21 protein-coding genes, 1 tRNA gene and 6 pseudogenes are annotated in these 26,879 nt (G+C 67.7%); 11 read left to right on the top strand and 17 right to left on the bottom strand.

Annotation, left to right across the window (positions count from 1 at the left end):
• Nucleotides 1-142: 142 nt before the first annotated feature.
• Nucleotides 143-602, top strand: a pseudogene (locus LV780_RS06425) (transposase); the annotation flags it as partial.
• Between the two features lie 46 nt (nt 603-648).
• On the opposite strand, the gene LV780_RS06420 reads toward LV780_RS06425, so the two are convergent.
• Nucleotides 649-1,155 carry a transposase gene (locus LV780_RS06420; RefSeq protein ID WP_233863936.1) on the bottom strand — a complete coding sequence of 169 codons (507 nt, stop codon included), beginning with the start codon at nt 1,153-1,155 and terminating at the stop codon, nt 649-651.
• 28 nt (nt 1,156-1,183) lie between these two features.
• On the opposite strand from LV780_RS06420, the gene LV780_RS06415 reads away from it, so the two are divergent.
• The gene (locus tag LV780_RS06415; RefSeq protein ID WP_205029383.1) at nt 1,184-1,768 is read left to right on the top strand and encodes a hypothetical protein; all 585 of its coding nucleotides are present in this window, start codon (nt 1,184-1,186) and stop codon (nt 1,766-1,768) included.
• A 221-nt stretch (nt 1,769-1,989) separates the two neighbouring features.
• Here LV780_RS06415 and LV780_RS06410 read toward each other — a convergent pair.
• Nucleotides 1,990-3,075 (bottom strand): annotated as a pseudogene (locus LV780_RS06410) (IS110 family RNA-guided transposase).
• A gap of 686 nt (nt 3,076-3,761) precedes the next feature.
• Between LV780_RS06410 and LV780_RS06405 the strand changes: the two are divergent.
• Nucleotides 3,762-5,021 (top strand): annotated as a pseudogene (locus tag LV780_RS06405) (transposase).
• 423 nt (nt 5,022-5,444) lie between these two features.
• Here LV780_RS06405 and LV780_RS06400 read toward each other — a convergent pair.
• Nucleotides 5,445-6,933: pseudogene (locus LV780_RS06400) on the bottom strand (IS3 family transposase); the annotation flags it as partial.
• 168 nt (nt 6,934-7,101) lie between these two features.
• On the opposite strand from LV780_RS06400, the gene LV780_RS06395 reads away from it, so the two are divergent.
• Nucleotides 7,102-8,189, top strand: a protein-coding gene (locus LV780_RS06395) for an IS3 family transposase (protein WP_117345046.1) whose coding sequence is annotated in 2 segments (ribosomal slippage) — nt 7,102-7,363 and nt 7,363-8,189 — 1,089 coding nt in all. Because the reading frame shifts where the segments join, the coding sequence is not laid out codon by codon here.
• A 447-nt stretch (nt 8,190-8,636) separates the two neighbouring features.
• Here the strand turns inward: LV780_RS06395 and LV780_RS06390 are convergent.
• Nucleotides 8,637-8,713, bottom strand: a tRNA-Arg gene (locus tag LV780_RS06390).
• A gap of 243 nt (nt 8,714-8,956) precedes the next feature.
• On the opposite strand from LV780_RS06390, the pseudogene LV780_RS06385 reads away from it, so the two are divergent.
• A pseudogene (locus LV780_RS06385) lies at nt 8,957-9,085 on the top strand (IS5/IS1182 family transposase); the annotation flags it as partial.
• Nucleotides 9,086-9,126: 41 nt separating this feature from the next.
• Here the strand turns inward: LV780_RS06385 and LV780_RS06380 are convergent.
• From LV780_RS06380 to LV780_RS06350, 7 genes and pseudogenes are all read right to left on the bottom strand, one after another.
• Nucleotides 9,127-10,178, bottom strand: a pseudogene (locus LV780_RS06380) (IS3 family transposase).
• Between the two features lie 482 nt (nt 10,179-10,660).
• Complete coding sequence (gene arsJ, locus LV780_RS06375; protein WP_044248683.1) at nt 10,661-11,896, bottom strand: organoarsenical effux MFS transporter ArsJ; 1,236 nt, start codon at nt 11,894-11,896, stop codon at nt 10,661-10,663.
• 109 nt (nt 11,897-12,005) lie between these two features.
• On the bottom strand, nt 12,006-13,013 hold the full coding sequence (locus LV780_RS06370; protein WP_108222285.1) for an ArsJ-associated glyceraldehyde-3-phosphate dehydrogenase: 1,008 nt from the start codon (nt 13,011-13,013) through the stop codon (nt 12,006-12,008).
• Complete coding sequence (locus tag LV780_RS06365; RefSeq protein WP_101340047.1) at nt 13,013-13,825, bottom strand: metalloregulator ArsR/SmtB family transcription factor; 813 nt, start codon at nt 13,823-13,825, stop codon at nt 13,013-13,015. Before LV780_RS06365 ends, LV780_RS06370 begins: the two co-directional genes overlap by 1 nt.
• 113 nt (nt 13,826-13,938) lie before the next feature.
• Nucleotides 13,939-14,166: a thioredoxin family protein gene (locus tag LV780_RS06360; protein WP_011908441.1), complete on the bottom strand. Its 228-nt coding sequence runs from the start codon at nt 14,164-14,166 to the stop codon at nt 13,939-13,941.
• A gap of 15 nt (nt 14,167-14,181) precedes the next feature.
• A complete protein-coding gene (locus LV780_RS06355; RefSeq protein ID WP_108222284.1) occupies nt 14,182-15,180 on the bottom strand; it encodes a permease in 999 nt (332 codons plus the stop codon).
• A complete protein-coding gene (locus LV780_RS06350) occupies nt 15,177-15,455 on the bottom strand; it encodes an ArsR/SmtB family transcription factor (protein ID WP_108222283.1) in 279 nt (92 codons plus the stop codon). Before LV780_RS06350 ends, LV780_RS06355 begins: the two co-directional genes overlap by 4 nt.
• Nucleotides 15,456-15,686: 231 nt before the next feature.
• On the opposite strand from LV780_RS06350, the gene LV780_RS06345 reads away from it, so the two are divergent.
• The 6 genes from LV780_RS06345 to LV780_RS06320 all read left to right on the top strand — a co-directional run bounded on the left by LV780_RS06345 (nt 15,687) and on the right by LV780_RS06320 (nt 20,360).
• The gene (locus LV780_RS06345) at nt 15,687-16,019 is read left to right on the top strand and encodes an ArsR/SmtB family transcription factor (protein WP_101340045.1); all 333 of its coding nucleotides are present in this window, start codon (nt 15,687-15,689) and stop codon (nt 16,017-16,019) included.
• Nucleotides 16,012-16,455, top strand: a complete 444-nt coding sequence (arsN2, locus tag LV780_RS06340) for an arsenic resistance N-acetyltransferase ArsN2 (protein WP_108222282.1) — start codon at nt 16,012-16,014, stop codon at nt 16,453-16,455. The genes LV780_RS06345 and arsN2 overlap by 8 nt, the downstream gene beginning before the upstream one ends.
• Nucleotides 16,455-17,492 carry an ACR3 family arsenite efflux transporter gene (gene arsB, locus LV780_RS06335; protein WP_011908436.1) on the top strand — a complete coding sequence of 346 codons (1,038 nt, stop codon included), beginning with the start codon at nt 16,455-16,457 and terminating at the stop codon, nt 17,490-17,492. The genes arsN2 and arsB overlap by 1 nt, the downstream gene beginning before the upstream one ends.
• Complete coding sequence (gene arsH, locus LV780_RS06330; protein WP_108222281.1) at nt 17,489-18,202, top strand: arsenical resistance protein ArsH; 714 nt, start codon at nt 17,489-17,491, stop codon at nt 18,200-18,202. Before arsB ends, arsH begins: the two co-directional genes overlap by 4 nt.
• The gene (locus tag LV780_RS06325; RefSeq protein ID WP_108222280.1) at nt 18,199-19,362 is read left to right on the top strand and encodes an MFS transporter; all 1,164 of its coding nucleotides are present in this window, start codon (nt 18,199-18,201) and stop codon (nt 19,360-19,362) included. The genes arsH and LV780_RS06325 overlap by 4 nt, the downstream gene beginning before the upstream one ends.
• Nucleotides 19,363-19,787: 425 nt before the next feature.
• Complete coding sequence (locus LV780_RS06320) at nt 19,788-20,360, top strand: YceI family protein (protein WP_011908433.1); 573 nt, start codon at nt 19,788-19,790, stop codon at nt 20,358-20,360.
• A 113-nt stretch (nt 20,361-20,473) separates the two neighbouring features.
• Here the strand turns inward: LV780_RS06320 and LV780_RS06315 are convergent, their stop codons facing one another.
• The 6 genes from LV780_RS06315 to LV780_RS06290 form a co-directional block, all read right to left on the bottom strand.
• Entirely contained in the window at nt 20,474-21,667 is a 1,194-nt protein-coding gene (locus LV780_RS06315; protein ID WP_108222279.1) for a cytochrome b/b6 domain-containing protein, read from the bottom strand.
• Between the two features lie 112 nt (nt 21,668-21,779).
• The gene (locus LV780_RS06310; RefSeq protein ID WP_044248009.1) at nt 21,780-22,001 is read right to left on the bottom strand and encodes a hypothetical protein; all 222 of its coding nucleotides are present in this window, start codon (nt 21,999-22,001) and stop codon (nt 21,780-21,782) included.
• A gap of 183 nt (nt 22,002-22,184) precedes the next feature.
• Nucleotides 22,185-23,171 (bottom strand): ChuX/HutX family heme-like substrate-binding protein, encoded by a 987-nt coding sequence (locus LV780_RS06305; protein WP_108222278.1) that lies wholly within the window; start codon nt 23,169-23,171, stop codon nt 22,185-22,187.
• Nucleotides 23,172-23,294: 123 nt separating this feature from the next.
• Complete coding sequence (locus LV780_RS06300) at nt 23,295-25,139, bottom strand: M10 family metallopeptidase (protein ID WP_108222277.1); 1,845 nt, start codon at nt 25,137-25,139, stop codon at nt 23,295-23,297.
• Nucleotides 25,140-25,158: 19 nt separating this feature from the next.
• Nucleotides 25,159-25,566, bottom strand: a complete 408-nt coding sequence (locus LV780_RS06295) for a hypothetical protein (RefSeq protein ID WP_108222276.1) — start codon at nt 25,564-25,566, stop codon at nt 25,159-25,161.
• Nucleotides 25,567-25,770: 204 nt separating this feature from the next.
• On the bottom strand, nt 25,771-26,874 hold the full coding sequence (locus LV780_RS06290; protein ID WP_101340037.1) for an OmpA family protein: 1,104 nt from the start codon (nt 26,872-26,874) through the stop codon (nt 25,771-25,773).
• Nucleotides 26,875-26,879: the final 5 nt, after the last annotated feature.

Below are 26,879 nucleotides of genomic sequence, written 5' to 3'. Positions count from 1 at the left end.
GCGCGTGATCCGGACGCTGAAGGAGCAGTGCGTCCACCGCCATGCGCGAGTGACGTGCCGGGTGGTGGTGTAGCTGGCGTTGGCCATCGGGTTTCTCGGTAGGGTCGGGCTTCTGAGCCAACCTGAACCGAGAGATGCCCCGATGACCAAACCGATGATGGACCTGCGGGCGCTCGTCGAGAAGCGCGGCGATGCGGATTTGGTGCGCGCGAGATGATCGGCTTTGCCGCCGAACGGCTGATGGAGCTGGAGGTCGGCGCCAGGACCGGTGCCGAATATGGCGAGAAGAGCGGCGATCGGCGGCACAGCGCAACGGCTATCGCGAGCGGGACTGGCTGACCCGTGCAGGCAGCGTCGAGTTGCGGATCCCCCGCCTTCGGACCGGTTCCTGCTTTCCGTCCTTTCTCGAGCAGCGGCGCTCGGTCGAGAAGGCGCTGACGGCCGTCATACAGGAGGCCTGCGTTCATGGCGTCTCGACGCGATCGATGGATAACCTCGTGCAGGCGATGGGTGGCACCGGTATCTCCAAGAGCCAGGTCAGTCGGCTCTGCGAAGAGATCGATGAGCGGGTGGATGCCTTCCTGACCCGACCGATCGAGGGCGGCCGGTTGTGTCGGGTCAGTCGGCCCATCTTGGGCAAGGCGGCGTTTACTGGGACCCTCGGGCAGAGTCCTGCGGGCCCGGCGGAGTCCTCGGCGGTTGCGTCTTCCAGCGCGCCACGAACTGCTCGTAGCTTCGCTCGGCTTGCCGCGCCAGATCCGCTTCCCGCTCCCGCAGCTCCTTCACGTTGTAGGCGTAGGCCGGGCCGCGTCGGTTGCCCTTCTTCTGCGGCAGCCCGGCTCGGAGTTCCATGTCGCGGGTCTTCCTGGCCACCAGCGCCGGGCGCGCCCAGAGATAGTCCTGCTCCTTCGTGAGCAGATGCCAGCGCAGCACCGTCAGCTTGCGCGCCAGCGCGACCGCCGCGACCTGATGCCCGCGCCTCGCCCGGATGCGGACGAAGAAGGCATGCAGCGGCCCCGGCGCCTTCGCCGCGGCCCACGCCGCCTCGACCAGCATGGCGCGCGCGTGGCTGCGCCCGACCTTGCTGATGCGGCCATGATGCGCCGCACCCAGCCCCGACTGACGATCCCGGGGATCGAGGCCAAAGCAGCTCACCAGCTTCTGTGGGGTCTTGAAGCGGCGTATGTCGCCGATCCGCCATGAGGCCGGTGGCGACCGTCACGTTGACGCCGGTGATGGTCAGCAACCGACGCACCTCCGCGCTGTCCAGCGTGCCCTGTGCGATGGCGCGATCGAGCTCCTGCAGATCCTCGCCGAGCCGGTCGAGTTCACGGACATGCCGGTCGATGGCCGCCCGCTCGTCGTCCGGCAAAGGCTGGAGCGACAGCCAGTCCCGTCCGTGGCCATTGAACAGGTCGGCGTGCGGACACTTCGGGATCAGGTGGCTGTGAAGGATGGAATGCACCTCGTTCTTGATCCGGGTGAGATGGCGCACGACCTGACAGCGCCGCGCCACCAGGCGATGCATGCGTTCGGTCGCAGGATACGGTGTCCAGATCTTGGGCAGGAAGCCCGCGGCATGCAGGCTCGCCAGAGTGCCCGCGTCCACCTTGTCCGTCTTCACATGGGCATGGGCGATCGCGCTCGCCATTGTCCTCGGACCATGTATGGATGGCTCCCGCGTGACGAGGGGGTCGGCGTCTTCGGCAACTGGTCGGGTGCGGCCATGTATTCGGCGTCTCGATTGCGGCTTGCCCGCGCGCCCTGATGAAGTGAACGCCGGTCCGCGAAGCGGCAAACTGTCCGGTGGACAGTTTGAGGCGGGAACGGGCGGAGCCCTTGCGTGAAGATTGGGTCCCTGTCAATGGCGCGCGCTTGGTGCGCTTCGGTCCGAACGGGGTATCCCTCCTCGTTTCCGTCAGTGTGCCATCATCTCACCTTGCCCTCGCCAGTTCGATCAGGCCGCTATCGGCCCGGGCTTCCCTGCCCTCAGGCCGCCCGCCAGGCTTCGCCTGTTCTCAGCATTGCCCAGACCTGTCGCGCCATGCGGTTGGCCAATGCGATGGCCACGACCTTCAGCGGCTTCTTCGCCAGCATGCGCCCCAGCCAATCCTCGCCGGGATCGGTGCGTTTGCGGGTTGAGATCACCCCATGGCCCCGAGGGAGAGCAGCCGTCGGATATATCGATTGCCCATCTTCGAGATCGCCCCCAGCCGTTCCTTGCCGCCGCTCGAATGCGGTTTCGGCGTCAGCCCGAGCCAGGCAGGCAGATCGCGGGCCGAGCGGAAGGCCGACACGTCCGGCAGTGTGGCCGCCAGAACGCTGGCCGTGATGGGGCCAATGCCCGGCATTGCCTGCAGCCGCCGCGCGGTCTCGTCCGCCTCCGCCGTGCGGCGGAGATCGGCGGTGATGGCATCGATGCGCGTCTTGGTATCGCGGAACTGCTGCGCAAGCAGGTCAAGCGGCACGCGGGCTTCAGCCGGCAGATCGGCGGCCTCGGCTTCGGTGACAAGGCGGTTCGTTCGTCGGGAAAACGATCCCCCGGATCGTTTTCTGGCCCGCCTCACTGTGGACGCCCTTCGGCACGACCAGGCCGAATTCGCCGAGATGGGCGCGGATCGCATTTGCAAGCTGGGTCAACTGGCGGACTAGGAAGTCCCGCGCCCGATGGCTCATCAGCACCGCCTGTTGCGCCGCGGTCTTGACCGAAACGAAACGCATGGTGGCTGGGTCACGGCCGTGCAGATGGCCTCGGCATCGTTCGTCGGCTTACGCGGCGCCACTGGCGCCACGGTCCTCCTCACCATCCGTCTTGCCGCGCCGGACGAAGGGCTTGACGTAGGACGGCGGGATCAGCCGGACATCATGACCGAACTTGGCCAGTTCGCGCGCCCAATAATGCGCTCCGGCGCAGGCCTCCATGCCGATCAGACAGGGCCGCAGCCGTGAAAAGAACAGCAAAACCTGCGCCCGCCTCACCTGGCGCCGCACCACCACCGCGCCCTCCGCATCGACGCCGTGAACCTGAAAGACGTTCTTGGCCAGGTCCAGCCCGACCGTGGTAATCTCCTTCATGGATGGCTCCCTTCATGGGTCCGTGTGACAGCACCCAATGTGGCACATCGCGATGCCGGGAGCGGGAGCCATCCACTCCATCAATGGCGCAAAATGGCGACCCTGGAGCGGATTGGCGATCACCACGCGGGCCAAGAAGGGCGACAGCACCCGCGCTACCGCCATGCAGTTGCCGTTCGGCGGGCGGGCCGTCCACCGGACGCCTCGCTGTCCGCCTCACCCTCCACGACCACCTCGTCCGTCGCAAGAAGGGTTTTTTCCAAACCCCTCCAGCCCCGTGCGGGTCATGTCGACCCGTCCGGCGTGCCGCAGCACGCCATTCTCCCAAATCACCACCTCCCCGAAGGTCCGGTGGATGTCGATGCCGATCCCGCGTCGCATGCTCACCTCCGTCGCGCCTCAGGATGGGAGCGGCGGGGGCGACACGACACCTCTCATGAGCGGATGTGATTTCCCCGGCACGACAAGATTATCCCGCTGCCGCTGGTTGGGTCAATGATGGCGCCTGTGCAGGCGCTGAAGACGGCGGCCGGAATCGATGATTGTCATACTCTCATCCGCGGTTGGTTACCGCCTGACCCTGTCCGATGCGGGCTCGCCTCTCTCTAACAGGTTGCTGAAAAACCCGGCCTCGACGCGGGTTCAGAACGTGATTCACCCTTCCGGGAAGCACGGGGGGTCTCTTGATGCGCGGGACGGACGAGACGAGCGGGTCGCTCTTCAGCTACGTCGACCTTGAGGAGCGCATTCCGGCCCGTCACCCGCTTCGCAAGATACGCCGCGTCGTGAACGACGCGCTGGTCAGCATGAACGCCGAATTCGACCGGCTCTACGCCTCCGACGGCCGCCCCTCGATCGCACCCGAGCGTCTGCTGCGCGCCAGCCTGATCCAGATCCTGTTTTCCGTCCGGTCCGAGCGGCAGCTGATGGAGCAGATGCAGTACAACCTGCTGTTCCGCTGGTTCGTCGGGCTGGGCATCGACGATGCCGGTCTGGGTGGCCACGGTGTTCAGCAAGAACCGCGACCGGCTGCTGACGACGGATATCGCGCAGAAGTTCCTGGCCGCGATCCTCGCTCATCGCGAGATCGCGCCGCTCCTGTCGGAGAGCATTTCTCGGTCGATGGGACCCTGATCAAGGCCTGGGCGTCGATGAAGAGCTTCCAGCCGAAGCCGGAGCAGGAAGCGACAGAGCCCGGTGACGGCGGTCCCCATGATCCGCCAGCCCCTCCGCCCTCCGCCGAAGCTGACCCCACCGAGACGCAGCCCGAGCCCGCCCCGATGACCCCGCCGAAACCCAGAACCCGAAATGCCGAGGTCGACTTCCGGGGCCAGAAGCGCTCGAACGCCACTCACGCTTCGGTCACCGATCCGGAGGCCCGGCTTTACAAGAAATCTCCCGGCGCCGGCGCGGTCCTGTGTTTCATGGGAGGAGGATAAGGAGACCGTCCAGTGGACCGTTTTCCCGACGCAAGCCCGATGGAGAACCGGCACGGTTTCGTGGTGCAGGCCGAGGTCACGCAGGCGGACGGTCATGCCGAGCGGAAGGCCGCGCTCGACATGGTCCACCGCCACTCGCGCGGCTCGACGAAACGGCTGACGCTCGGCGCCGACAAGGCCTATGACGCCGAGGAGTTCGTCCAGGACCTGCGGCAGGCCTGCGTCACGCCTCATGTCGCGCAAAAGGCGCGCTTCTCGGCGATCAACGGCCGGACCACCCGGCACGAGGGATACGCCCTCTCGCAGCGCTGCCGGAAGAAGATCGACTTGCGTCGGGGCAACGATCCACTGGATCGTTGCCTGATCCTCCTCACCTTCGGCTGGGCCAAGACCGTGGGGCCGATGGAGCAGACCATGCTGCGCGGCGTCAAGCGCGTCGGTGCGCAGTTCACCTTCACGATGGCGGCCTGCAACCTCGCCCGGCTGCCGAGATTGCTTGCCGCTTGACGACAGGCGGCGGAATGGCGCGCGATACCTTGGGCCAGCCCCGCCTTCGACCGGTGTGCCCAAGAACAATATTCCGGGCGGTCGACTATTTCAGCGGCCTGCTACATGACCCAAGCCGACATCGCCGCGTTCCACCTGCGCTTTGCAACCACGACCACGCTGGAGGTCGAGCGTGGAGAGCACAGGAAGACGATCCTGGCAAGCCTGACCTCGGCCGGCATCGCGCCATACCGGCCAGATGAGCAGGGCTATGGCCCGATTTACCTCCGCGATGACATCAAGTGCGCGCTCCGCGGTGTTCGTCAAGCTAGTTGTCCCGGTCTCTCGTTTTCAGGCTGCCTGTACGGCCGACCCGGCCATGGGTCCGCCGCCGCCAGCTTGATGGGGGAGCGCGGCGGCGAACCCATGGCCTCCGCGCCCGGCATCGGGCCGTTCCGGGTTCAGCCAGACCGGGCCGATGGGCTGCCAGTTGCGGATCTGGCCTGACCAGCGTTCGGGGTGTGCGGCGCGGGCCAGCTGGTAGACGCGGTGGCGCTCGGCCAGCAGCGCCTTGTCCTCGCCGCGGTGGCGCTGGTCGGGGGTGACGAAGCGGATCGCGCTGTGACGGTGCTCGAGATTGTACCAACGCACGAAGCTCTGGACCCAGGTCCGCGCCTCCTCGATCGTGGCGAAGCCCCGGGTCGGCCAGCGGGGCGTGTACTTGCAGGTGCGGAACAGCGCCTCGGAGAAGGCATTGTCGTTGCTGACGCGGGGCCGGCTGAAGGAGGCGATGACGCCCAGCCGCTCCATCGTCACCTTCATCGTCGCGCCCTTCATCGGGCTGCCATTGTCCGCATGGAGTACGAGCGGGCTGGTCAGGCACCGCTCCGACCAGACGGCGCGCCTGAGCACCTCGGCCGCGAACTCCGAGGTCTCGCGGTCGTGGACCTCCCAGCCGACAATCTTCCGGCTGAAGATGTCGACGATGAGGTAGAGGTAGAAGAAGGTCCCCGCGATCGACCCTGGAAGCCACGTTATATCCCAACTCCACACCTGGCACGGCCCCTTCGCCTCGAAGCTCGTCGGTGGTTTCCGGCGCGCAGCGGGGCGGGCGCGGCCACGGCGATGGTTCTGCCCGCGCTCGCGCAACACCCTGTAGAAGCTGGATTCCGAGGCGATCCAGATGTTTCGGTCGGCCAGCCGGGGCACGATCTGGCTCGGCGGAAGGCTCGCGAATTCCGGCGTGGCGCAGGTCGCCACGATCCGGTCGCCCTCCTCCTCGGTGAGCTTGTTGGCCGGCGCCGGGCGGTCGGCAGAGGGGCGGCGATCCTCGCGGATCCCGCCGTCGGGGCCCTGCCAGCGGCGCAGGGTGCGCGGGCTGAGGCCCGCTGCGGCGCAGGCGGCCGAGGGCCGGGCCCCGGCCTCCGTGGCGGCAGCGACGAGGGCGGCAATCTCCTGGCGATCCGGGGCTGAGGTCATTCGTCCTCGCCCTCCCTGCGGTCCCAGATCGCCTCGACCTTTTTTCGCAGGATCATCAGCGCGGCCGCCTCGGCCAGCGCCTTCTCCTTGCGCGCCAACTCACGCTCCAGCTGCTGGATCCGTTTCTTGTCGTCGCGCGTCTCGCGGGCGATCCGGCTCGCGGCTGCCCGCTCCCAGTCGTTGGCGCGCGCGCAGGCTTCGCGCCAGACAGCGAGTGCTCGGGGTAGATGCCACGGCGGCGGCAGTACTCAGCCAGCTCCGCCTCGTTCATCGAAGCGGTCTCGATCACCGCCGCCAGCTTGTCCTGGGAGGTCCAGCCCTCAGGCCCGGCGTTCGCATCCGGCAGGAGCTGGCCCTTCGCCCGAGCCTCCGCCCGCCACTTAGCGAGCGTCGCGACACTGATCCCTTCCTCCTTGGCCAACTGGCCCAGGGGCATGTTGTTCGGCGGCAGCATCTTCGTAAGAACCGCCGCCTTTCGTTCCGGTGAGTAAGCCAAACCCGTCGTCCTGTCCCGCCCGCCTCAGGATACACTTCCAGATCCAGAACCGGTGACAACTACCCTGACGGGGCGGGAGGGATGCGGAAGTAGAATTTTCTCGGCAGGATGGACGAGGAGATTCCGATGAAGAAGAGCCGTTTCACCGAAGCCCAGATCATGGGCGTGCTGCGTCAGGCGGAGGGCGGTTTGGCCGTGGCCGAACTGTGCCGCGAGCATGGGATCAGCACTGCGACGTTCTACAAGTGGCGGGCGAAGTATGGCGGCATGGACGCGTCCATGATGAGCCAGATGAAGGCCCTCGAGGACGAGAACCGGCGGCTGAAGCGCATGTTCGCCGACCTGAGTATGCAGGCCGACCTGCTTCGCGAGGCCCTTGGAAAAAAGTGACGCGGCCAGCTCAGCGCCGCGAGCTGGCCGAGAAGGCGGTGGCGACGAAGGGTGTGAGCATCGCGCTGGCCTGCCGGGCGTTTGGCGTCAGCGAGACCTGTTTCCGCTACAGCCCGAAGCGCGACGAAGAGAACGAGATGATCGCAGACCTGCTGGTCGGGCTGACCAATGTCCACAAGACCTGGGGGTTCGGGCTGTGTTTCCTGCACCTGCGGAACGTCAAAGGGCACGTCTGGAACCACAAGCGGGTCCATCGGATCTACTGCGAACTGGAACTGAACCTGCGCATCAAGCCGCGGCGACGGCTGAAGCGGGAGAAGCCCGAGGAACTGGCCGTGCCCGAGGCGCCGAACCTGGTCTGGTCGATGGATTTCATGGCCGATCGGCTGGCGGATGGGCGGCAGTTCCGGCTGTTGAACGTGCTGGACGACTTCAACCGCGAAGGTCTGGGTATCGAGGTCGACTTCTCGCTGCCCGCCGAGCGGGTCGTCCGGTCGCTGAACCAGATCATCGAGTGGCGCGGCAAGCCCTTGGCGATCAGGGTGGACAACGGCCCGGAATACGTCAGTTCCACGCTGATGACCTGGGCTTCGAAGCAGGGCATCGCCCTGACCTACATCCAGCCCGGCAAGCCGCAGCAGAACGCTTACGTCGAGCGCTACAACCGGACGGTCCGGCATGAATGGCTGGACCTCTACATCTTTGAAACCATCGAGGAAGTGCAGCAGATCGCCACCGAATGGCTCTGGAACTACAACAACGAACGCCCCAACATGGGCATCGGCGGGGTCACACCTGCCATGAAGCTGAAGATGGCCGCGTGAATTCTACGGCCGGATCCCGCTAAAACCGGGAGGATTACCCAGGGGCATGTTGTTCGGCGGCAGCATCTTCGTAAGAACCGCCGCCTTTCGTTCCGGTGAGTAAGCCAAACCCGTCGTCCTGTCCCGCCCGCCTCAGGATACACTTCCAGATCCAGAACCGGTGACAACTACCCTGACGGGGGGGTCCGCCTGAAGCAGAAGCTTCCATCGGCATTTCCACCTTGACCTATGTGCGGCCGAGTCGTAGGTGACGACCGTTTGCGGCCCGCGCCTGAAGGCCCGGGGCAACGGACGAGGATCTCAAGCTCTTGGACCCGGCCACAGCAGTACCCATCTCACCCAAAGCATTCGGATGCCCCAGTATTCGCTGCCAGCGCGCTCAGGACGCCGGCTTTTCTCGAAAAGTCGGTGTTTGGATGTCGAACTTTAGCAATAAAAACAATATTTTGGCGACCCCGCCGCGACTCGAACGCGGAACCTGCGGTTTAGAAGACCGCTGCACTATCCAGTTGTGCTACGGGGCCGCGAAAGCGGTTCGGAAAACGGTTCGCCGCGAGCAGCTAAGCGCATTTCCTATTTTGTTTCAACACCATATCACCGCTTGACAAGATGCTTAGAAGTCAGGTGCTCTATCCAGTTGAGCTACGGAGCTATGATCCTTCTGATAACGGTTAAAACAGCGGCTCGCAAGGGATCCATTTCTAGGCTCCAGTTCCATTGATTTCGGGCAGTTGGGGTGATTCAGGGCTCGCAAGGAGACCTGACCGATGAGCAACCTCTACTGCCTGTCAGAGGCGCAAGTGGATCGCCTGAAGCCGTTCTTTCGAAAGAGCCATGACAAGCCGCGCGTCGACGATCGGCGCGTGCTGAGGTTAACGCCGAGAAGCTGGTGTGACTTGGTAATCCTCCCCACTTTAACGGGGCGCGACCGTAGAACTCACGCGGCCATTTTCAGCTTCATGGCGGGTGTGACCCCGCCGATGCCCATGTTGGGGCGTTCGTTGTTATAGGTCCATAGCCATTCGGTGGCGGTCCGCTGCACCTCCTCGATGGTTTCGAAGATGTAGAGGTCCAGCCATTCGTGCCGGACCGTCCGGTTGTAGCGCTCGACATAGGCGTTCTGCTGCGGCTTGCCGGGCTGGATGTAGGTCAGCGCGATGCCCTGCCTCTCGGCCCAGGTCATCAGTGTGGAACTGACATATTCGGGGCCATTGTCGACCCTGATCGCAAAGGGCTTGCCGCGCCACTCGATGATCTGGTTCAGCGACCGGACGACCCGCTCGGCGGGCAGCGAGAAGTCGGCCTCGATCCCCAGGCCCTCACGGTTGAAATCGTCCAGCACGTTCAGAAGCCGGAACTGGCGCGTCGGCCAGGCGATCGGCCATGAAGTCCATGGACCAGACCAGGTTCGGGGCTTCAGGAACCGCCAGTTCCTCAGGCCTCTCGCGCTTGAGCCTGCGTCGAGGCTTGATGCGCAGGTTCAGCTCCAGCGCGCAGTAGATCCGGTGGACCCGCTTGTGGGTCCAGACATGCCCCTTCACGTTGCGCAGGTGCAGGAAACACAGCCCGAAGCCCCAGGTCTTGTGGACATTCCTCAGCCCGACCAGCAGATCGGCGATCATCTCGTTCTCGTCGTCGCGCTTCGGGCAGTAACGGAAACAGGTCTCGCTGACCCCGAACGCCCGGCAGGCGAGCGCGATGCTGACCCCCTTCGTCGCCACCGCCTTCTCGGCCAACTCTCGGCGCTGAGCTGGCCGCGTCACTTTTTCCAAGCGCCTCTCGCAGCAGATCGGCCTGCATGCTCAGGTCCGCGAACATGCGCTTCAGGCGCCGGTTCTCGTCCTCCAAGGCCTTCATCTGGCTCATCATGGACGCGTCCATGCCGCCATACCTGGCCCGCCACTTGTAGAACGTCGCGCTGCTGATCCCATGCTCGCGGCATAGCTCGGGCACGGGTATCCCGCCCTCAGCCTGACGCAGCACGCTCATGATCTGGGCCTCGGTGATCCCCAGGACGTCGGCACGCCGCTTCACTTCCTTGTTCAGCCGTTCGATGGGATTGCTAACCGGTATGAGACGATCGGGGCTCCGTTCCGGCTGGCGGCCTTTCTTGCTGACGGCGTATGCTGCGAGCATCCGGGACAGAGGCTCCGGGAGCACGAAGGTGCGGGCAGGCCGATGCACAGGATGAGCTTCGAGCTCGCGTTAGTAGCTGGCCGCCTCTGCGACTCGCCCGGTTGCGCCGCGCGGGCGGATCCGTAGACCCGATGAGCGGCGTCGGCCCTTTGGTCATGTGGTTTCCTTGGCGAAGACATTCGAGACATACGCAGCGATTGACGCGACACGCAGAGTGCGACCGCCAAAGGTCGAGGCCGCTCGAAGTGGACGACGTGCCACGTCGCAGCTTTCGCAAACTGGCCACCGATGCTCACCCAAGGAGCCTTGCCGCAGCATCGGAGCGGGGGCCGCCATCAGACGTCCCTCGACCCGATCCGCCGCGCGGCGAGCCAGCTCGCGGCGGCCATGGCTCCGGCGGTGGCGAGGCAGAGGGGCAGCCCGCCCCACTGGTAGCTGAGGCCCGAGAGCAGCGTGCCGACCAGCCGGCCGGCGGCGTTCGCCATGTAGTAGAAGCCCACGTCCATCGTCACCCGCTCGGCCTTCGAGAAGGCCAGAATCAGGTAGGAGTGCAGCGACGAGTTCACCGCGAACACGAAGCCGAAGAGCAGAAGCCCCGCGACCAGCGTCAGCGTCAGCCACATGGCCGGCTCTCCCGCCGCCACGGAGAGCGCCGCGAGCGCGAACGGGATCGGCGTGAGCCATCCGGCCCAGCGGCGGGCCTGGGCTGCGGCGTCGCCGCGGATCAGCCGCGGGGCCATGCCCTGAACCGCGCCGTAGCCGATGATCCAGAGGGCCATGAACCCGCCGATCAGGAAGAAGGCCTCGCGCCTTCCCTCGGCCGTGCCGTCCGACAGGACCGACTGGAAATAGACCGGGATGCCCACCACGAACCACACGTCGCGCGCGCCGAACAGGAACATCCGCGCCAGCGACAACCGGTTGATCGCCGGATCGCGCGACCAGACCGAGGCGATCTTCGTGCCCTTCACCCCGCGCGGCAGGCCCTCGGGCATCCAGAGCACCACGGCCAGCAGGATCAGCGCCAGCACCGCCGCCATCCCCCAGACGGCGGCCTGGAACCCCGCCAGCGCCAAGAGCGCCGCGCCGAGGAAGAAGCCCGCCCCCTTCACCGCGTTCTTCGATCCGGTGAGCAGCGCCACCCAGCGGAAGAGCCCGTCGCCCGCCGGCGCGAGGATCTTCACCGCGCTCTTCGAGGACATCTTGGCGAGATCCTTCGCCACGCCCGAGACCCCCTGCACCGCCATGACGAAGGCGACCGAGGCCGGGATGCTCCACGCCGGATCCAGCATGGCCAGCGCGCCGAGCGCGCCGATCTGCAACCCGAGGCCTGCGTAAAGCGTCGAGGTCAGCCCGAAACGCGCGGCAAGCCAGCCCGCCGAGAGGTTGGTCACGATCCCCGCCAGCTCGTAGAGCAGGAACAGCCAGGCCAGTTGCACCGGCGAGAAGCCCAGCCCGTTGAAATGCAGCAGCACCAGCATCCGCAGCGCGCCATCGCTGAGCATGAAGGCCCAGTAGGCGGCGGTGACGGCGGCATAGGCGCGGAGACCCGAGGGGGCGGCGACGCTCACGGCCGGGCCCCGTCGCCGCGCAGGCTGCGGGTCATCGGATGCCTCCGCCGAACGCCGCTGCAACCCCTGGCGCAGCGGGAGCAGGAACACAACTTACGCCCCCGCACAGTCATGCCGGACTCTCCGCCACCATCCGGGTGATGTCGGCCAGCCGGCAGACATAGCCCCATTCGTTGTCATACCAGGCGTAGAGCTTCACCTGCGTCCCTCCGATGACCATCGTCGAGGCCGCATCCACCACCGCCGAGCGCGGATCGTTCAGGAAATCCGACGAGACCAGTGGCCGTTCCTCATATCCCAGGATCCCCCGCAGCGGACCCGCTGCGGCCCTGGCGAGAAGCCCGTTGACCTCTTCCGCCGTCGTGGGCCGCGCGACCTCGAAGACGCAATCGGTCAGCGAGGCGTTCAGAAGCGGCACCCGCACCGCATGGCCGTTCAGCCGCCCCTTCAGTTCCGGGTAAATCAGCCCGATCGCGGTGGCCGAGCCGGTCGTGGTCGGGATCAGGTTCATCAGCGCCGAGCGCGCCCGGCGCATGTCCTTGGCGGGGCGGTCCACGATGGTTTGCGTGTTCGTCACGTCATGGATCGTGGTGATCGAGCCATGCCGGATGCCGATTGCCTCATGGAGCACCTTCACCACCGGGGCGAGGCAGTTCGTCGTGCAGGAGGCCGCCGTCACCAGCCGCTGGCTGCCGTCGTAGAGGTGATGGTTGATGCCATAGACGAGGTTCAGCGCGCCGCCGTCCTTGACCGGCGCCGAGACCACCACCTTGCCCACCGCCTCGAAATAGGGCGCGATCTTCGCCGCCGTCTTGAAGACCCCGGTGCAATCGACCACCAGATCGACGCCCAGATCGGCAAGCGGCAGGTCCTCGATCCGCCGGGCGCGCCTCAGGGGCACGCGGTGGCCAGCCAGCGTCAGGCTCTCGGCATCATGGGCCACCGGCGTCGGCCAGCGGCCGTGAACGCTGTCGAACTCCAGCAGCAGCGCGTGCTGCGCCGGATCACCCTCGGCGTCGTTCAAGAGCACGATGTCACCGCCCATGCCACGGTCGATCAGTTCACGCAGCAGAAGCTTGCCCATCCGGCCGAGGCCGTTGATCGCGATGCGCGCCATCAGGCCTCTCCCAGCCGGTCGAGGTGCTGCTGCAGCGCCAGCCGCTCCAGCTGGTCGAAGGGCAGCTGGGTGAAGGCCGAGATCCGGCGGTGCAACTCGCCGAAGGCCTTGGCGAAGGCGAGGCCCTTTTCGGCATCCGTCCCCTCGACCTTCGCCGGGTCCGGCATCCCCCAATGCGCGGTCAGCGGCTGCCCCGGCCAGGGCGCGCATTCGTCCGACGCCGCCTGCGCGCAGACGGTGAAGACGAAATCCATCTTCGGCGCGTCCGGCCCCTCGAACTCGGCGACATGCTTCGAGCGCAGGCCCGACGTGTCGAGACCGTTGCGATCCAGCACCTCGAGCGCGAAGGGGTTCAGCCGGCTGTTCGGTCGCGTGCCGGCCGAGAAGGCGCGGAAACGCTGGCCGGGGGCGGCGTTCAGGATCGCCTCGGCGAAGATGGACCGGGCCGAGTTGCCCGAGCAGATGAAGAGCACGTTGAAGGGGTGGTCCATGGCGATCTCCGTTGGATGCGTGGGCATCAGGTCGGGGCGACCCCGGCCGCAATCCTGGCCGAGGTAGGCAATGAGCGCCGCCACTTCGGGCAGCCGCACGCTGTAGAACAGCGACCGCCCCTCGCGCGTCGAACCGATCAGCCCCGCCACCTCCAGTTCGGCCAGATGGTGCGAAAGCGTGTTCGGCCTCATCCCGAGCGTCGCCGCGATCTCGGTCGGCCGCACGCCCCGCGGCGCGTGCCGCAGAAGCAGGCGAACGACGGCAAGGCGGCCGGGATGGCCAAGGGCTGCAAAATGACGGACGGCGGCTTCATGTTCCATAATTCGGGATTTATGGAATCTAAAGGCCGCGCGTCAAGCGAAGCTTTTGTGACAGCCGGCTTTGCGGCCAACATCGGGCCCGATCCCGCGCCGGCAGGATCCGCGGCCGTCGCTCAAAGCAGCTTGGCGATCTCCTCCGCCGTGAGCACCTTGCCCGAGGAGACGAGCTTTCCGTCCACGACGAGCGCCGGGGTGGACATCACCCCGTAGGCCGCGATCTCGGCGAGGTCCGTCACCTTGACGATCTCGGCCGGCTTGCCGGCAGCGGCCGCCGCGGCGCGGGCGTTCTCGGCCAGCGTCACGCATTTCCTGCAGCCCGAACCGAGGATGCTGATGATCATGGGCGTCTCCCTTCGTCAGATGAACCAGTCGGAAATCGCGTTGAAGACGAGGCCGATCGACAGGATGCCGACCGTGACGACGCCGGTGAAGGTGACGAGCAGCGGCAGCTTCACCACCCGCCGCAGCAGGATCAGCGACGGCAGCGACAGGGCCGTGACGGCCATCATGAACGCAAGCACCGTGCCCAGTCCCACGCCCTTGCCCACCAGCGCCTCGGCGATCGGCAGCGTGCCGAAGATGTCGGCGTACATCGGAATCCCCACCAGCACCGCCACCGGGACGGACCACCACTTGTCCTGCCCGATCAGGGCCGAGATCACCTCGGCGGGGATCCAGTTGTGGATCGCGGCCCCGATGCCCACGCCGATCAGCACATAGGGCCAGACCCGGCGGAGGATCTCGGCCAGCTGATCGCGCGCATAGGCCAGCCGTTCGCGCTGCGTGAGCGTCGCGGCCTCGCCCGAGACCGGGACCGTCCGCACGAAGGCCGCCACCTGATCCTCCATCCCCAGCCGGCCGATCACCGTGCCGCCGACGACCGCCACCACCAGCCCGACCGCGACATAGGCGAGCGCGATCGGCCAGTTGAAGATCGAGGCCAGCAGGATCACGGATGCAAGGTCCACCAGCGGCGACGAGATCAGGAAGGAGAAGGTGACCGAGAGCGGCAGGCCAGCAGCCGTGAAGCCGATGAAGAGCGGGATCGACGAGCAGGAACAGAAGGGCGTCAACGTGCCCAGGAGCGCGGCCATCGTGTTTGCGTCAAGCCCCGAGCGGCCGCCCAGCATCGCGCGGGTGCGCTCAGGCGGGAAATGGCTCTGGACCCAGGAGATGACGAAGATCAGCACCGACAGCAGCGCGAAGATCTTGATCACGTCATAGAGGAAGAACTGGATCGACCCACCCAGCCGCGAGGCCGGGTCGAGGCCCACGGCCCGCACCCCCTCCCCCACGAGATCGTTCAGCCAGTCCATCCGCAGGATCTGATCGTTCATCCAGCCGAAGACGCTCATGCCGGGACCTCCTCCGCCGACAGCGCGGCATCGAGCAGCCGGGACAGCGGGGGCGGAAGGTCGGGGTTGATCCGGTAGCGCACCCATTGCGCATCCCGGCGATCGACCACGAGGCCCGCCTGCTTCAGCACCTGCATGTGCCGCGACATCCGGCTTTGCGTCGCGCCGAGCTTGCGCATGAGTTCACAGACGCAATGCCCCGACCCATCGGCCAGAAGGCGCATCGCCCCAAGGCGGGTCGGTTCGGCAAGGGCCGAGAGGACGGTCACGATCATCAGCTTGCTCCCCAATATGCGCATTGGCGCATGTGTGGGGTGGAGCGCCCTGATCTGTGTCAAGATGGGCGGCGAAGTCGCGGCCTGTCCGACCGCCACACGGGCTCGGCGGCCATTCATCCGCAGGCGGGCGCGCATTGCTCGCGTGCGCGCGGTGGGTCTCTTGCCGTCAGGCTTGACCCTCGGGTGACGCCGGGGGTAACGTTGCAACCATTCTTGAGATGTTGAGATATGGACGACCGAACCGCCCTGACCGCCTTTGCCGGCCTCTCGCAGGAGACGCGGCTGCAGATCGTGCGGCTTCTGGTGCGCGCCGGCCCGGAGGGTTTGCCGGCCGGCGAGATCGGCGCAGCGATCGGGGCGAGTTCCTCCCGCCTCTCGTTCCATCTCGCGCACCTCGAACAGGCGCGCCTCGTCACCTCGCGCCGCGAGGGGCGCTTCGTGATCTATGCGGCAGCCTATCCGGTGCTGTCGGATCTCGTGGCCTTCCTGATGCGCGACTGCTGCGACGGGCGGCCCGAGATCTGCGCGCCGTCACCGCAGGCCGAGACGCGCCATGGCTGAGACCCGCCGCCTCGACGCCCGCCCGGTGGCCGGCAACGACCCGGCGCTGATCGCCGCTCTGACGGCCGCCGGCCTGCCCACGGACGACCTGACCGAGCCGGGCCGCGGCTTCTTCGCCTATCGCAGCGGGGACCGGCCGGCGGGCTTCGGCGGGATCGAGCGGCACGGAGCCCATGCGCTGCTGCGCTCGATCGTGGTGCCCGAAGGGCGGCGTGGCGAAGGTCTGGGCGGGGCCATCCTTTCCCATCTGATGACCGAGGCGGCGGGAGCCGCGGCGGTCTGGCTCCTAACCACGACCGCCGCCCCGTTCTTCGCCCGCCACGGCTTCCACACCGTGCCGCGCGGCAACGCGCCGGCCGAAATCCTTGCCACCCGGCAGGCCGCGGCGATCTGCCCGGCCTCGGCCACCCTGATGACCTGCGGACCGGAGATCTGATGCACCGTCTTTCCTTCCTTGACCGCTGGCTCACGCTCTGGATCTTCGCCGCCATGGCGCTGGGGCTGCTGCTGGGCCGGATCTTCCCCAGCCTTCCCGGCGCGCTCGACGCGGCCTCGGTCGGCACCACCAACCTGCCGATCGCGGCGGGGCTGATCCTGATGATGTATCCCCCGCTCGCCCGCGTCCGCTACGAGGAGCTTCCGCGCGTCTTCCGCGACGGGAGGGTGCTTGCATTGTCGCTGGTGCAAAACTGGCTGATCGGGCCGGTGCTCATGTTCGCGCTGGCGGTGATCTTCCTGCACGACCATCCCGACTACATGACCGGCGTGATCCTGATCGGGCTTGCCCGCTGCATCGCCATGGTGCTGGTCTGGAACCAGCTGGCGGAGGGAGACAACCAGTATGTCGCGGGCCTCGTGGCCTTCAACTCGATCTTCCAGATCCTGTTCTTCCCACTTTACGCCTGGATCTTCCTCGGGCTGCTGCCGCCGTTGTTCGGGATTGAGGGCAGCGTGATCGACGTGAGCTTCGCGACCATCGCGCAGGCGGTGCTGATCTATCTGGGCATCCCCTTCGCCGCCGGTTTCCTGACGCGGCGGGTGCTGATCACGCGGAAAGGCGCGGGCTGGTACGAGGAGAAGTTCCTGCCGCGGATCGGGCCGCTGACGCTGGCGGCGCTTCTCTTCACCATCGTCGCCATGTTCAGCCTGAAGGGTGGCGAGATCCTGCGTCTGCCCGCGGATGCCGTGCGGATCGCGCTGCCGCTCGCGCTCTACTTCGCGATCATGTTCGGGGTGAGCTTCGTCCTCGGCCGGCTGATCGCCCGCGACTATCCCCGCACCACGGCCATCGCCTTCACCGCCGCCGGCAACAATTTCGAACTCGCCATCGCGGTCGCCATCGCGGCCTTCGGCCTCGCCTCGCCGGTGGCTTTTGCCACGGTCATCGGCCCGCTGGTCGAGGTGCCGGTGCTGGTTCTGCTGGTGCATGTGGCGCTGCGGCTCCGGTCGCGCTGGTTCGAGGTGCGGGCATGAGCGACCTGCCGAACCTCGATGCCGGGTCGGTGCGGTTTCCCGATCCGACGGCGCTGGCCGGGCCGCGCTCCACCCATCCGCCGCGCATCCTGCTGCTCTACGGATCTCTGCGCGAACGGAGTTACAGCCGCTTCCTGACGCTCGAGGCGGAGCGCCTGCTGCGCCTCTTTGGCTGCGAGACGCGGATCTTTCACGCGGATGGCCTGCCTCTCCCCGATGATGCCGAGGCGAGCCATCCCAAGGTCGCCGAACTGCGCGAGGCCTGCCTCTGGTCGGAGGGGCAGGTCTGGTGCTCGCCCGAGCGGCATGGCGCGATGACCGGGGTGATGAAGGCGCAGATCGACTGGATTCCGCTGAGCATGGGCGCGATCCGGCCGACGCAGGGGCGGACGCTGGCGCTGATGCAGGTCTCGGGCGGCTCGCAGAGCTTCAACGCGCTGAATCAGATGCGGGTGCTGGGGCGCTGGATGCGGATGGTGACGATCCCGAACCAGTCCTCGGTCCCGAAGGCCTTCGCCGAGTTCGACGAGGCGGGGCGGATGCGGGCCTCGCCGCTCTACGACCGGGTGGTGGACGTGATGGAGGAGCTGGTGAAGTTCACGCTTCTCACCCGCGATGTCTCGGCCCACCTCACCGACCGCTACTCCGAGCGGAAGGAGGCGGCGAAGGCGCTGGAGGCGCGGGTGAACCTCTCGGCGGCCGTGCGGTGAGTTCGCAGGCGAGGCTCGCGGCGGCGCTGGGGGTGGTTCAGATCCTCGCCTGGGGCAGCAGCTACTACCTGATGGCGGTGCTGGCCACGCCGATCGCTGCGGACACGGGCTGGCCGCTGCCCTGGGTGGTGGGATCGCTCTCGGTCGGGCTGCTGGTCGCGGGGCTCGCCTCGCCGCTGGTCGGCCGCACCATTGCGCGCCATGGCGGGCGGCCGGTTCTGGTGGCGGGTTGTCTGGCGATCTCGGCCGGCCTGATGATGCTGGCGCTGGCGCCGAACCTCGCGGTGTTCGTCGCCGGCTGGATGCTCATGGGAGCGGGCATGGCCGCGGGGCTCTACGATCCCGCCTTCGCCACGCTGGGCCAGATCTACGGGCGCGAGGCGCGGCGGGCGATCACGCTGCTGACGCTCTGGGGCGGGTTTGCGAGCACGGTCTGCTGGCCGCTCTCGGCGCTGATGCTGGAGAGCGTCGGCTGGCGCGGGACGACCGCCGCCTATGCGGGGCTGCATCTGGCGATCTCGGTACCGCTGCTGCTGCGAGCGACCCCGAAGGCGCCGAGGCTTGAGGCGCGCGACCATGTTCCGCCGGCCGAGCTGGCGGGCGACGAGCGCGCGGCCTTCCGCATCATGGCGGCGATCCAGACGCTCGCGGGCCTCGCGGTCACCATCATCGCGGTGCATCTGATCGGGCTGCTGGGCGCGCGGGGGCTGCCGCTGGCGGCGGCGGTGGCACTTGGCGCGCTGATCGGCCCGGCGCAGGTCGGCGGGCGGCTGGTCGAGATGGCGGGCGGCACCCGCCATCACCCGGTCTGGACGCTGCTCGCTGCGGTGAGTGCCACCGCGGCCGGGCTGGTCCTGCTGGCGGCGTCGGAGTGGCCGGCGCTGGCGCTGATCCTCTATGGCGCGGGCAACGGCGTCTATTCGATCGCCCGCGGCGCGCTGCCGATGGCGCTGTTCGGCCCCGAGCGCTATCCGAGCGTGATGGGTCGTCTGGCCCGGCCGTCGCTCGTGGCGCAGGCCGCGGCACCGCTGGTGGGCGCGGGGCTGATCGCCCTTGTCGGCGCGGAAGGCACGCTCGCCGTGCTGGCGGGGATCGCCGCCACCAATCTTGCGCTGGCCGCGGTCCTGTTCCGCCGGACGGCGACCCTGCGGGTGACGTGACGGCATGCCTTCGGCGGCACGCGGCCCGGACGGAACCGGGCCGAGGCGGATCAGCCGGGTTCGACCTCCTGCGACTTGAACGTCAGGTGGCGGACGGAAGCCGGCGGGTCCGATATCTTGCGGATGCTGGCCCAGGTCTGCTTGTGGTTCGGCAGCACACCGCGGACTGGCAGGACGACCTTGGACCGCTGGCAGCGCCGTAACCTCGGCGCGCCGCTCTGTCTACGTCCGGGCCAACGGCGTCCCCCCCGGGATGCGCTTCATGCGACGGGCTCGCCACGGACCATGCGGCCTGTCGATGGTCGTCTCGCGCTGCAGCGGCCACCTCCCATGTTCCTCCATGCACATCGGTTGTTGATGGCTGTGCATTGTGATCCCGGCATCGGCGGGCGACTGTCCTGCATCATCCAGAAAGGAAAATCCGAATGAAGCACATCGCCCTTGCAACCGCCCTCGCCTTCTCCGCCTCGGCCGCCGTCGCCGCCCCCGAGGCCTATGTCCTCGATCCGAGCCACAGCCAGATCGTCTTCAGCTACAACCACCTCGGCTTCTCGACCGGAAGCGGCATGTTCTCGGGCTTCGAGGGCGAGATCGCGTTCGACCAGGACGATCCGGCCGCCTCGTCGGTCACGGTCTCCTTCCCGGTTCGGTCGATGCTGACCGGCTGGGAAGCGCGGTTCGAACATTTCATGTCGGCCGACTTCTTCGATGCGAGCGAGGACGAGATGGTGACCTTCACCTCCACCGACATCGAGGTGACCGGCGAGAAGACGGCGAAGATCACCGGCGACCTGACGCTGAACGGCGTGACGAAGCCCGTGGTGCTCGACGCGACGCTGAACCAGGCCGGAATGCACCCGATGGAGAACAAGCCCTGGGCCGGGTTCGACGCCACCACCACGGTCCTGCGGTCGGACTTCGAGCTTGGCAAGTTCGCGCCCTTCGTGTCCGACGAGGTGCAGATCCAGATCTCGATCGAGGCGATGAAGGCCGAGTGAGGCGCATCGGTTCGCGTCGGGCGGCACGTTTGCCCTTGGCGCGATGGAATCAAAGGAAGGGCCGCCATTGGCGGCCCTTTTCGCATCGCATCCCGTCGCCCGCGCGGCCCGGATCACTCCACCGCGGCTGCGCGCCGCGCCGTCAGCGCCACATCAACGCGCACGTCATGGCCGACGGTCGCTTCGTCCGCGTAGCTCTGTCCGATCGCAAAGTCGCGACGGTCCAACGTGACCGAGCCCTTCATCCGCGCCGTCTCGCCGTCGATCTCGAGGTCAAAGGGCAGATCGACCGGCACCTCGACCCCCCGCAGATCGAGCACGCCCCGCGCGACATGGCCAGCGCCCTCCGGCAGGATGTCGGCGGCGAAGACGGCCTCGGGATGGCCAGCCACGTTGAAGAACTCCTCCTCCTGCGCCTGGCTGGTCACCGAGCCGATGGTCACGCTCGGCATTGCGATCGTCACCCGGACATCGCCGTTCCGTCCTGCAACCGGCTCCTGCTCGAAGCGGATGGCGGCGGTCCACTCGCCAAAGGAGCCGGTGACCTCGCTGCCCATCTGGCGCACCGTGAAGGTCAGAGCCCCCTCCTCGACCACCCAATCCGATGCGACTTCGGCCAGCCTCGGCGGCGAAGCGGGCCTGTCGGAGGGCATCAGGGCCAGCGCGGCGCCCGCAGCGACCGCATAGACGGCAAGCGCGGCAAGGGCCGGGCCCCGGTGGCGGGCAGCCTGCCCCCGCCCTCCCTCGACGCCCCGGACCATCCGCGCGAGCGTCGCGTCTCGGTCCACCAGCGCATGTTTGACGACGCCCGCCAGATGGAGCCCGATGGCCCCGATCAGGCCCCATGCGAAGGTCACATGCAGCGTGGCGGCCACCTCGGCCACCGCGGGCGACTTGGGCACCAGCGGCAGCGATTGCCCCAACGGCCAGAGGATCGGCGCGAAGCCGTCGGTCGCGGCATGCTCCACCCACCCCGCGAGGGGCACCAGCACCAGCGAGAGATAGAGGAACCCGTGCACCCAACCCGCCAGTGCCGTCTCGAGCCGCCGCTCGGGATGAAGCGGCGCGGGCCGCGGCTGGATCGCCACCCAGACGAGACGGGCCAGCGCCAGCAGGAAGATCGTGACCCCGAGGGTCTTGTGCAGCGAGAAGAGCAGCGCCTTTCGCGCCACCGCCTCGGCTGTGTCATGGGGAAGCCCTTCGGCCAGAATGCCGAGGGGCGCAACGCTCAGGATCATGAGCGCCATCAGCCAGTGGAAGGTGCGCTCAACCGTTCCGTAGCTGCGGGGTGTGTTGCCGAGGGCCATTGGGGATCTCCTTTCGCGCCGAGAGCTAGAGGAAATCCCGCAGGGCGGAAACGAGAAGACACGCACAGGCGCTGTGCAGAAGGTGCGGACCCCGGCACCCGTGCGCGCGGGCTCAGCCGCCTTGCACCAGGCGGAACTGGTCCTCGGGCCGGAGCCTGTATTCGCCCATCATCATGTAGACCGGGCGGCCCCGGCGAAGGTGGCGCAGCAAAGCGGCCTCGTCGGGAAATTCGTCATCGTTCGTGGCGAGGAGCGCCGCGAGTCGCGTCTCGTCGAGCGGCACCTCGCTGGCCGGACAGCCACGGATGGAACGGACGATGATGGCAGGGCGCATGACAGTCTCCGTGGTGCGCGAACGACGAGCGGCGGCCGCGGGCGCCCACCGGGTCAGAGCCGCAGCGTCTGCTGATGGCCTAGCGCGCGCGGCGGGGCTGCGTCCACGTCTCAAACGGCCGCAACCCCCTCCGAAGGAGAGCGCGCCATGCGCCTGAGCCCGTCGCGGGGCCGATCCCGCGGGTCAGGGCACGGCCGAAAGCCCGTGGGCCACCAGATCCCATCCCTCCTCGCCCGTGACGGCAAGGATCAGGCTGCCGGCCGCATCATAGGCCTCGACCGTCAGGCCGCCCGCAGGGCCCCGGTCGGTCAGATACACCGAGGCGAGGTGGTCGGTGCGCAGATGCAGGTTGTAGCCGGGATCCATGACGTTGATCCAGTAGCCGGCCGGCAGGATACGCTCCACCCGGCCGCGGAAGATCTGCAGGCACCCGGGGTTGCCTCCGCGGATCTCCAGCGGCACTCCGCCCGCGGCCGCCCGCTCAAGCAGTTCGGTCATCGCGACAGGCCGAAGCGGCCGGGCCCTCGGCGCCCCCAGTTCCTTGAGGACATCGGGCGGCGAGATCCCCGCGGCTGCCAACCGGGGGCCAAGGGCCTCCGGCGAGGGCGATTCATCCCACAGCTGCGTCAGGCCGGCGTCGGCCGGGCTGCCCGACGGGGCGGCCGGGCCCGCGGGAACGAGCGGAAGATCGTCGCTCTGCTTCGCCAGCCGCAGTTCCTCGATCAGGCGCCCGAAGGCCGCCACGTCGCTGGTCCCGGTCAGGTGGATCTTGTGCACCGCCTCGCCGGCCGCGTCGAAGACCTGGATCGAGCGTTTGGCCCCTTTCGCCGTTTCCTCGGTCACGGCAAAGGCATGAACCCAATGCCGCGGATCGATCTGCAGCTCGATCCCGTCGCCCGTCAGGGTCCATCCCTCGCCGGGGGGCGCAAGCGGGCCATAGCGGCCCTCGCGCTCCTGCACGGCCGAGGCGTTGCGGGTCAGGGCCAGGCTCTCGCCCAGCTGGCGCACAGGCGGCAGTAGCCTCTCGGGCCCGGCCTCCACCGCCACGACCCCCTTCCCTGTGAAGGCCGCGACCAGTGCCGCCTCGGCAAGACCGTGGCTGTCGGCAAAGTCGCGGGCACGGGCGCGGTGATTGGCGGCGCGGGCCTTGCGGATCTCGGCAGGGGTCATCGGCTCATCTCCTCTCGGTGGCCAGTCCGGCGGGCGGCCCTGCATGGGTGCCACGACCTGCCGCCCGTCCGAAAGGCGCAATTTGCCGCCACGGCCGCCCCGCAGGCAGCCATCGCTCGCCCCTCAGATGACGAGGAAGTCCGCCGCCGTGACGGAGAGGCCCGGCGCAAGCACGGCGAACCGGATCGGCGCCGCGCCGCCCGTGCCGTCCGCGTCGTACCAGAGCGAGCCGGTGTCGGTTTCGTAGATGATCCGGTCGGTCGCATCCTTCGCCCGGCCGGCCGCGTTCGCGCTGAAGGCAGAGCCTGCGAGGCGCCCCGGTGCAAGGGCCCGGAAGATCGCGTCGTCCAGCCGGATCGTGTCATCGACCACGTTGAAATCCGTGATCCGGTCCACATTGCCGCCGCCGAGGGCGGTGGAGAAGACAAAGCTGTCGGCCCCTCCCCGCCCGGTGAGCACATTGGCCGCGCCATTGCCAACGATCACATTGGCCAGATCGTTCCCCGTGCCGTTGATCGCGCGGTTCCCCGTCAGCGTCAGGTTCTCGACATGCGCGCCAAGCTGGAAGCTCGCGCTCGAGATCACGCGGTCGATGCCGTTGCCCGCAAGCTCGATCACGCGGTCGCCTCCGTCCACGCGGTAGATGTCATTGCCCGCCCCGCCGCGCAGCGTGTCCGAGCCGCCCCCGCCGCTCAGGTCGTTGTGGGCCGAATTCCCGATGATGACGTCATTGCCCTTGCCGCCCCGCGCCACCTCGATCACCGTTCCCTGCGCGATGGAGAGGTTGCCCACGGCGCCATAGACGTTCGAGACGCTGCCCGGCCGGAGGTCGATCACCTGCGCCGCCGTCGCGGACCGCAGGTCGAGGATGTCGCGGCCGCCCTGATCATAGATGGTCCAGGCGACCTCGCGCCCCGGCAGGCTCGCGATCCGGTCATACATGCCGCCGGCGTTCGAGTTGTCGCCGTAGGTGGTGTTTCCCGCGCGGAGGCCGCTGGGCGTGCCGTAGATCATCTGGACCGCCACGATGTCCGCGATCATCGGCGTGACGACGAAGGCCCGGTCGGCCTTGATGGTGGTGTTCTCGGTCTGGCTGAAATAGGACATGACCGTGGCCTGCCAGCTGTCGTTGAGGAACAGGTTGTCGGTGCCGTAGTTGGCCCAGCCGTTGTAGTTCCCCGGATGGCCCAGACCCAGCGCGTGGCCAAGTTCGTGAATGTAGGTCTGCAGCGAATAGCTGTTGACGTCGGTCCCGTAGTCCGAGAGCCATTTCGTGCCGATGTTGACATGGGATTTCAGGATCTTGCTGCCCATGTACGTCGTGGACGTGCTTGCCCCGGGTTCGACATCATCCATCGTGATATGGACCGTCGCCAGCCGCGCCGGGTTGGTGTTGAAGCGGATGCCGGTCACGTCCGACCAGCTCTGCAGCGCAAGGGTCGCGAGACGCTTGCCGTCGGCGGTGAGGCCCGAGAAGTCCACGTTGAGCGTGTCGCCCGGCTTCACGTCGTAAGCGCGAGCCGGCGCGCCTTTCCACTGCCAGTAACCGCTCACGAGCTGCGTCGCGATCTGCTGCACGGAGCCGAAGGATGGCGCGAACGACGTGCCGGACGTTGCCGACGGACCGAGCGTGAAGGCGAAGGCCTCGTCCCGCTGGACCGAGATTGCCGCAGGCTCACTGTCTGGGGATGCGGAAGCCTCATCCGCAGGCCCGCTGAACAGGCCCCGGTCAAAAACCCTCGCCTCGTGCGAGCGGCCTTCCGGGCCGTCCTCCTCGGGTCCGGGCGCGGCCACCGCCTTGAGGTCAGGACCGCCCCGGTCCCCTGCCCGATCGGGTTTTCCGGCTGGCCAGAGAAGCTCCGGCCCCTCATCGGCTGAGGGCACCAGATACCGCGAGACGGTCGCGGCCACGGCCTTCGGCCAATCGGCAGGTCCGACCGCCCACGGGAACAGGGATGACAGGTTCATGGGGCGGTTCCTTCTTCGGTCATTCGTTTGGCCGGTTAGCCGGAGGAAGCGGAGGGTCCACAAGCTCCACAAGGCTTCTCAGGAAGCCCGGCAGGGCGGATGCGGGGATGGCATCACTGTCTTCGACCGTCAGGTCGAGAACCGGACTTTCACCGCCGGCGTCGCCCGAGGACCAGTGCAACTGCGCCGAGAGCGCCGTCGGCCGCGACGCGACCAGCCGGAGGTGCAGGGCGACCGGCGCCGCCTCGTCCCCCAGCGGGTCGAGCCCGTGGCGATCCCGAACCACCTCCTCCAGCGTCCGGCAGAGCTGTTCGACCATGTCTTCCGCGCCGGCCGGCCCCTCGCAGGAGAGGCTGGCCTGCCCGCCCGCCGTCGCCGCTGTCGCAACCCACAGCGTCAGTATGCCGGTTCTCAGATCGGGAGGCACGGGCCCATCCTATGTCAAACGGCGTATGGTTACCCGAAGGCACGGCATTGCGGCAAGCGTCACATCCGGCGGATTGAACATGTTGGGCCTGGTGCGCTTCTGCGGGCGCCCTTACGGCGCCGCTTCGGGCCTGGCCGTTCCTAAACACCGTGCCCGAGGCCCGGCGCCGCGCCTGTGCCTCGGGCAAGTCACTTTCATCCCACGCTAGTCGTCATAGGTGATCTCGATCTCGATCCGGCGATTCTGGGTGCGGCCGGCCTCTGTCGCATTGTCCGCGACCGGATCGAACTCGCCCCGGCTCACGGCCGTGATGCGGCCGGGATCGACCCCGCCCGTGGCCACCAGCTCGCGCACCACGCTCGCCGCCCGGCCCGCCGCGAGCGCGATGTTGTCCCGGAAGGCGCCGCCCGCGACCGGCACGTTGTCGGTGTGCCCGGTGACGGTGATCGTCCGCTCGGGATGCTGCGTCGCCTCGGCGATCCTCGACATGACCGCCCGCGCGTCCTCGGACAGCACGTCGGAGCCCGAGGTGAAGGAGCCGCCCGCGCCGAGGCTGACGAAGACCTTGCCATCCATCTGCTCGACCTTCACCAGCCCCTCGGCCACCTCGCGGTCAAGCGCATTGCGCAGCCGCAGCGTGTCCAGCTCGGCCCGCACCGACTTGCGCAGCGCCGCCCCGTCCTCTCCGCCCATCGGCGGACCGGCCGGCGCGCCTGTGCCCTCTCCCGGACCGGCAGGGCCCGCCTGAGGCTCCGGCCGCGGCTGGGCCGTGGTCTGCGGCTCGGGCAAGGGGCCGGTTCCGACACCCGCGGCCTCGGCCAGCGCCTGCGCGAGCGCCTGCGCCGCCTGCTTGCCCGGCAGTTCGATCACGACCGAACCATCTTCCGACCGGACCTGCAGCTCGCCCTGCTCGAGCGCCTCGCGCAGCGCCTCGGCCACCCGCTCGGGCGCATCGCCCCCCGGCTCTTCGCTGCCGCCCATGTCCGACCGTTCGTCGGGATGCAGCCCGTCAGGGTCCGCCGGCGGCATACCCAGCTCGATCACCGTGTTGCCCGAGGTCGCGTCGCGGATCGAGTGGAAGCCGAAGGTCTCGCGCATCGCCCCCGCCATCTTGCTGAAGGAGGGCTCGTCGAACTTGGCAAATCCCAGGATCAGCACGAAGAAGGCCATGAGGTTCGTCGCGATGTCGGCGAAGGTCGCAAGCCAGGCCGGCGCCCCCGGAGGCGGGCATTTCGGGCATTCGTCGCCGTCCTCGTCATCGTCGGGAACCGGAGGCTGAAATCGGACGACCTTGGGTTTGGCTGCCATGACGT

It is taken from the genome of Cereibacter azotoformans (assembly GCF_021391315.1).
Lineage (GTDB): Bacteria > Pseudomonadota > Alphaproteobacteria > Rhodobacterales > Rhodobacteraceae > Cereibacter_A > Cereibacter_A azotoformans.
Note: the sequence above shows the minus strand (reverse complement) of the source record. Positions and strands in the feature narration are given on the sequence as shown.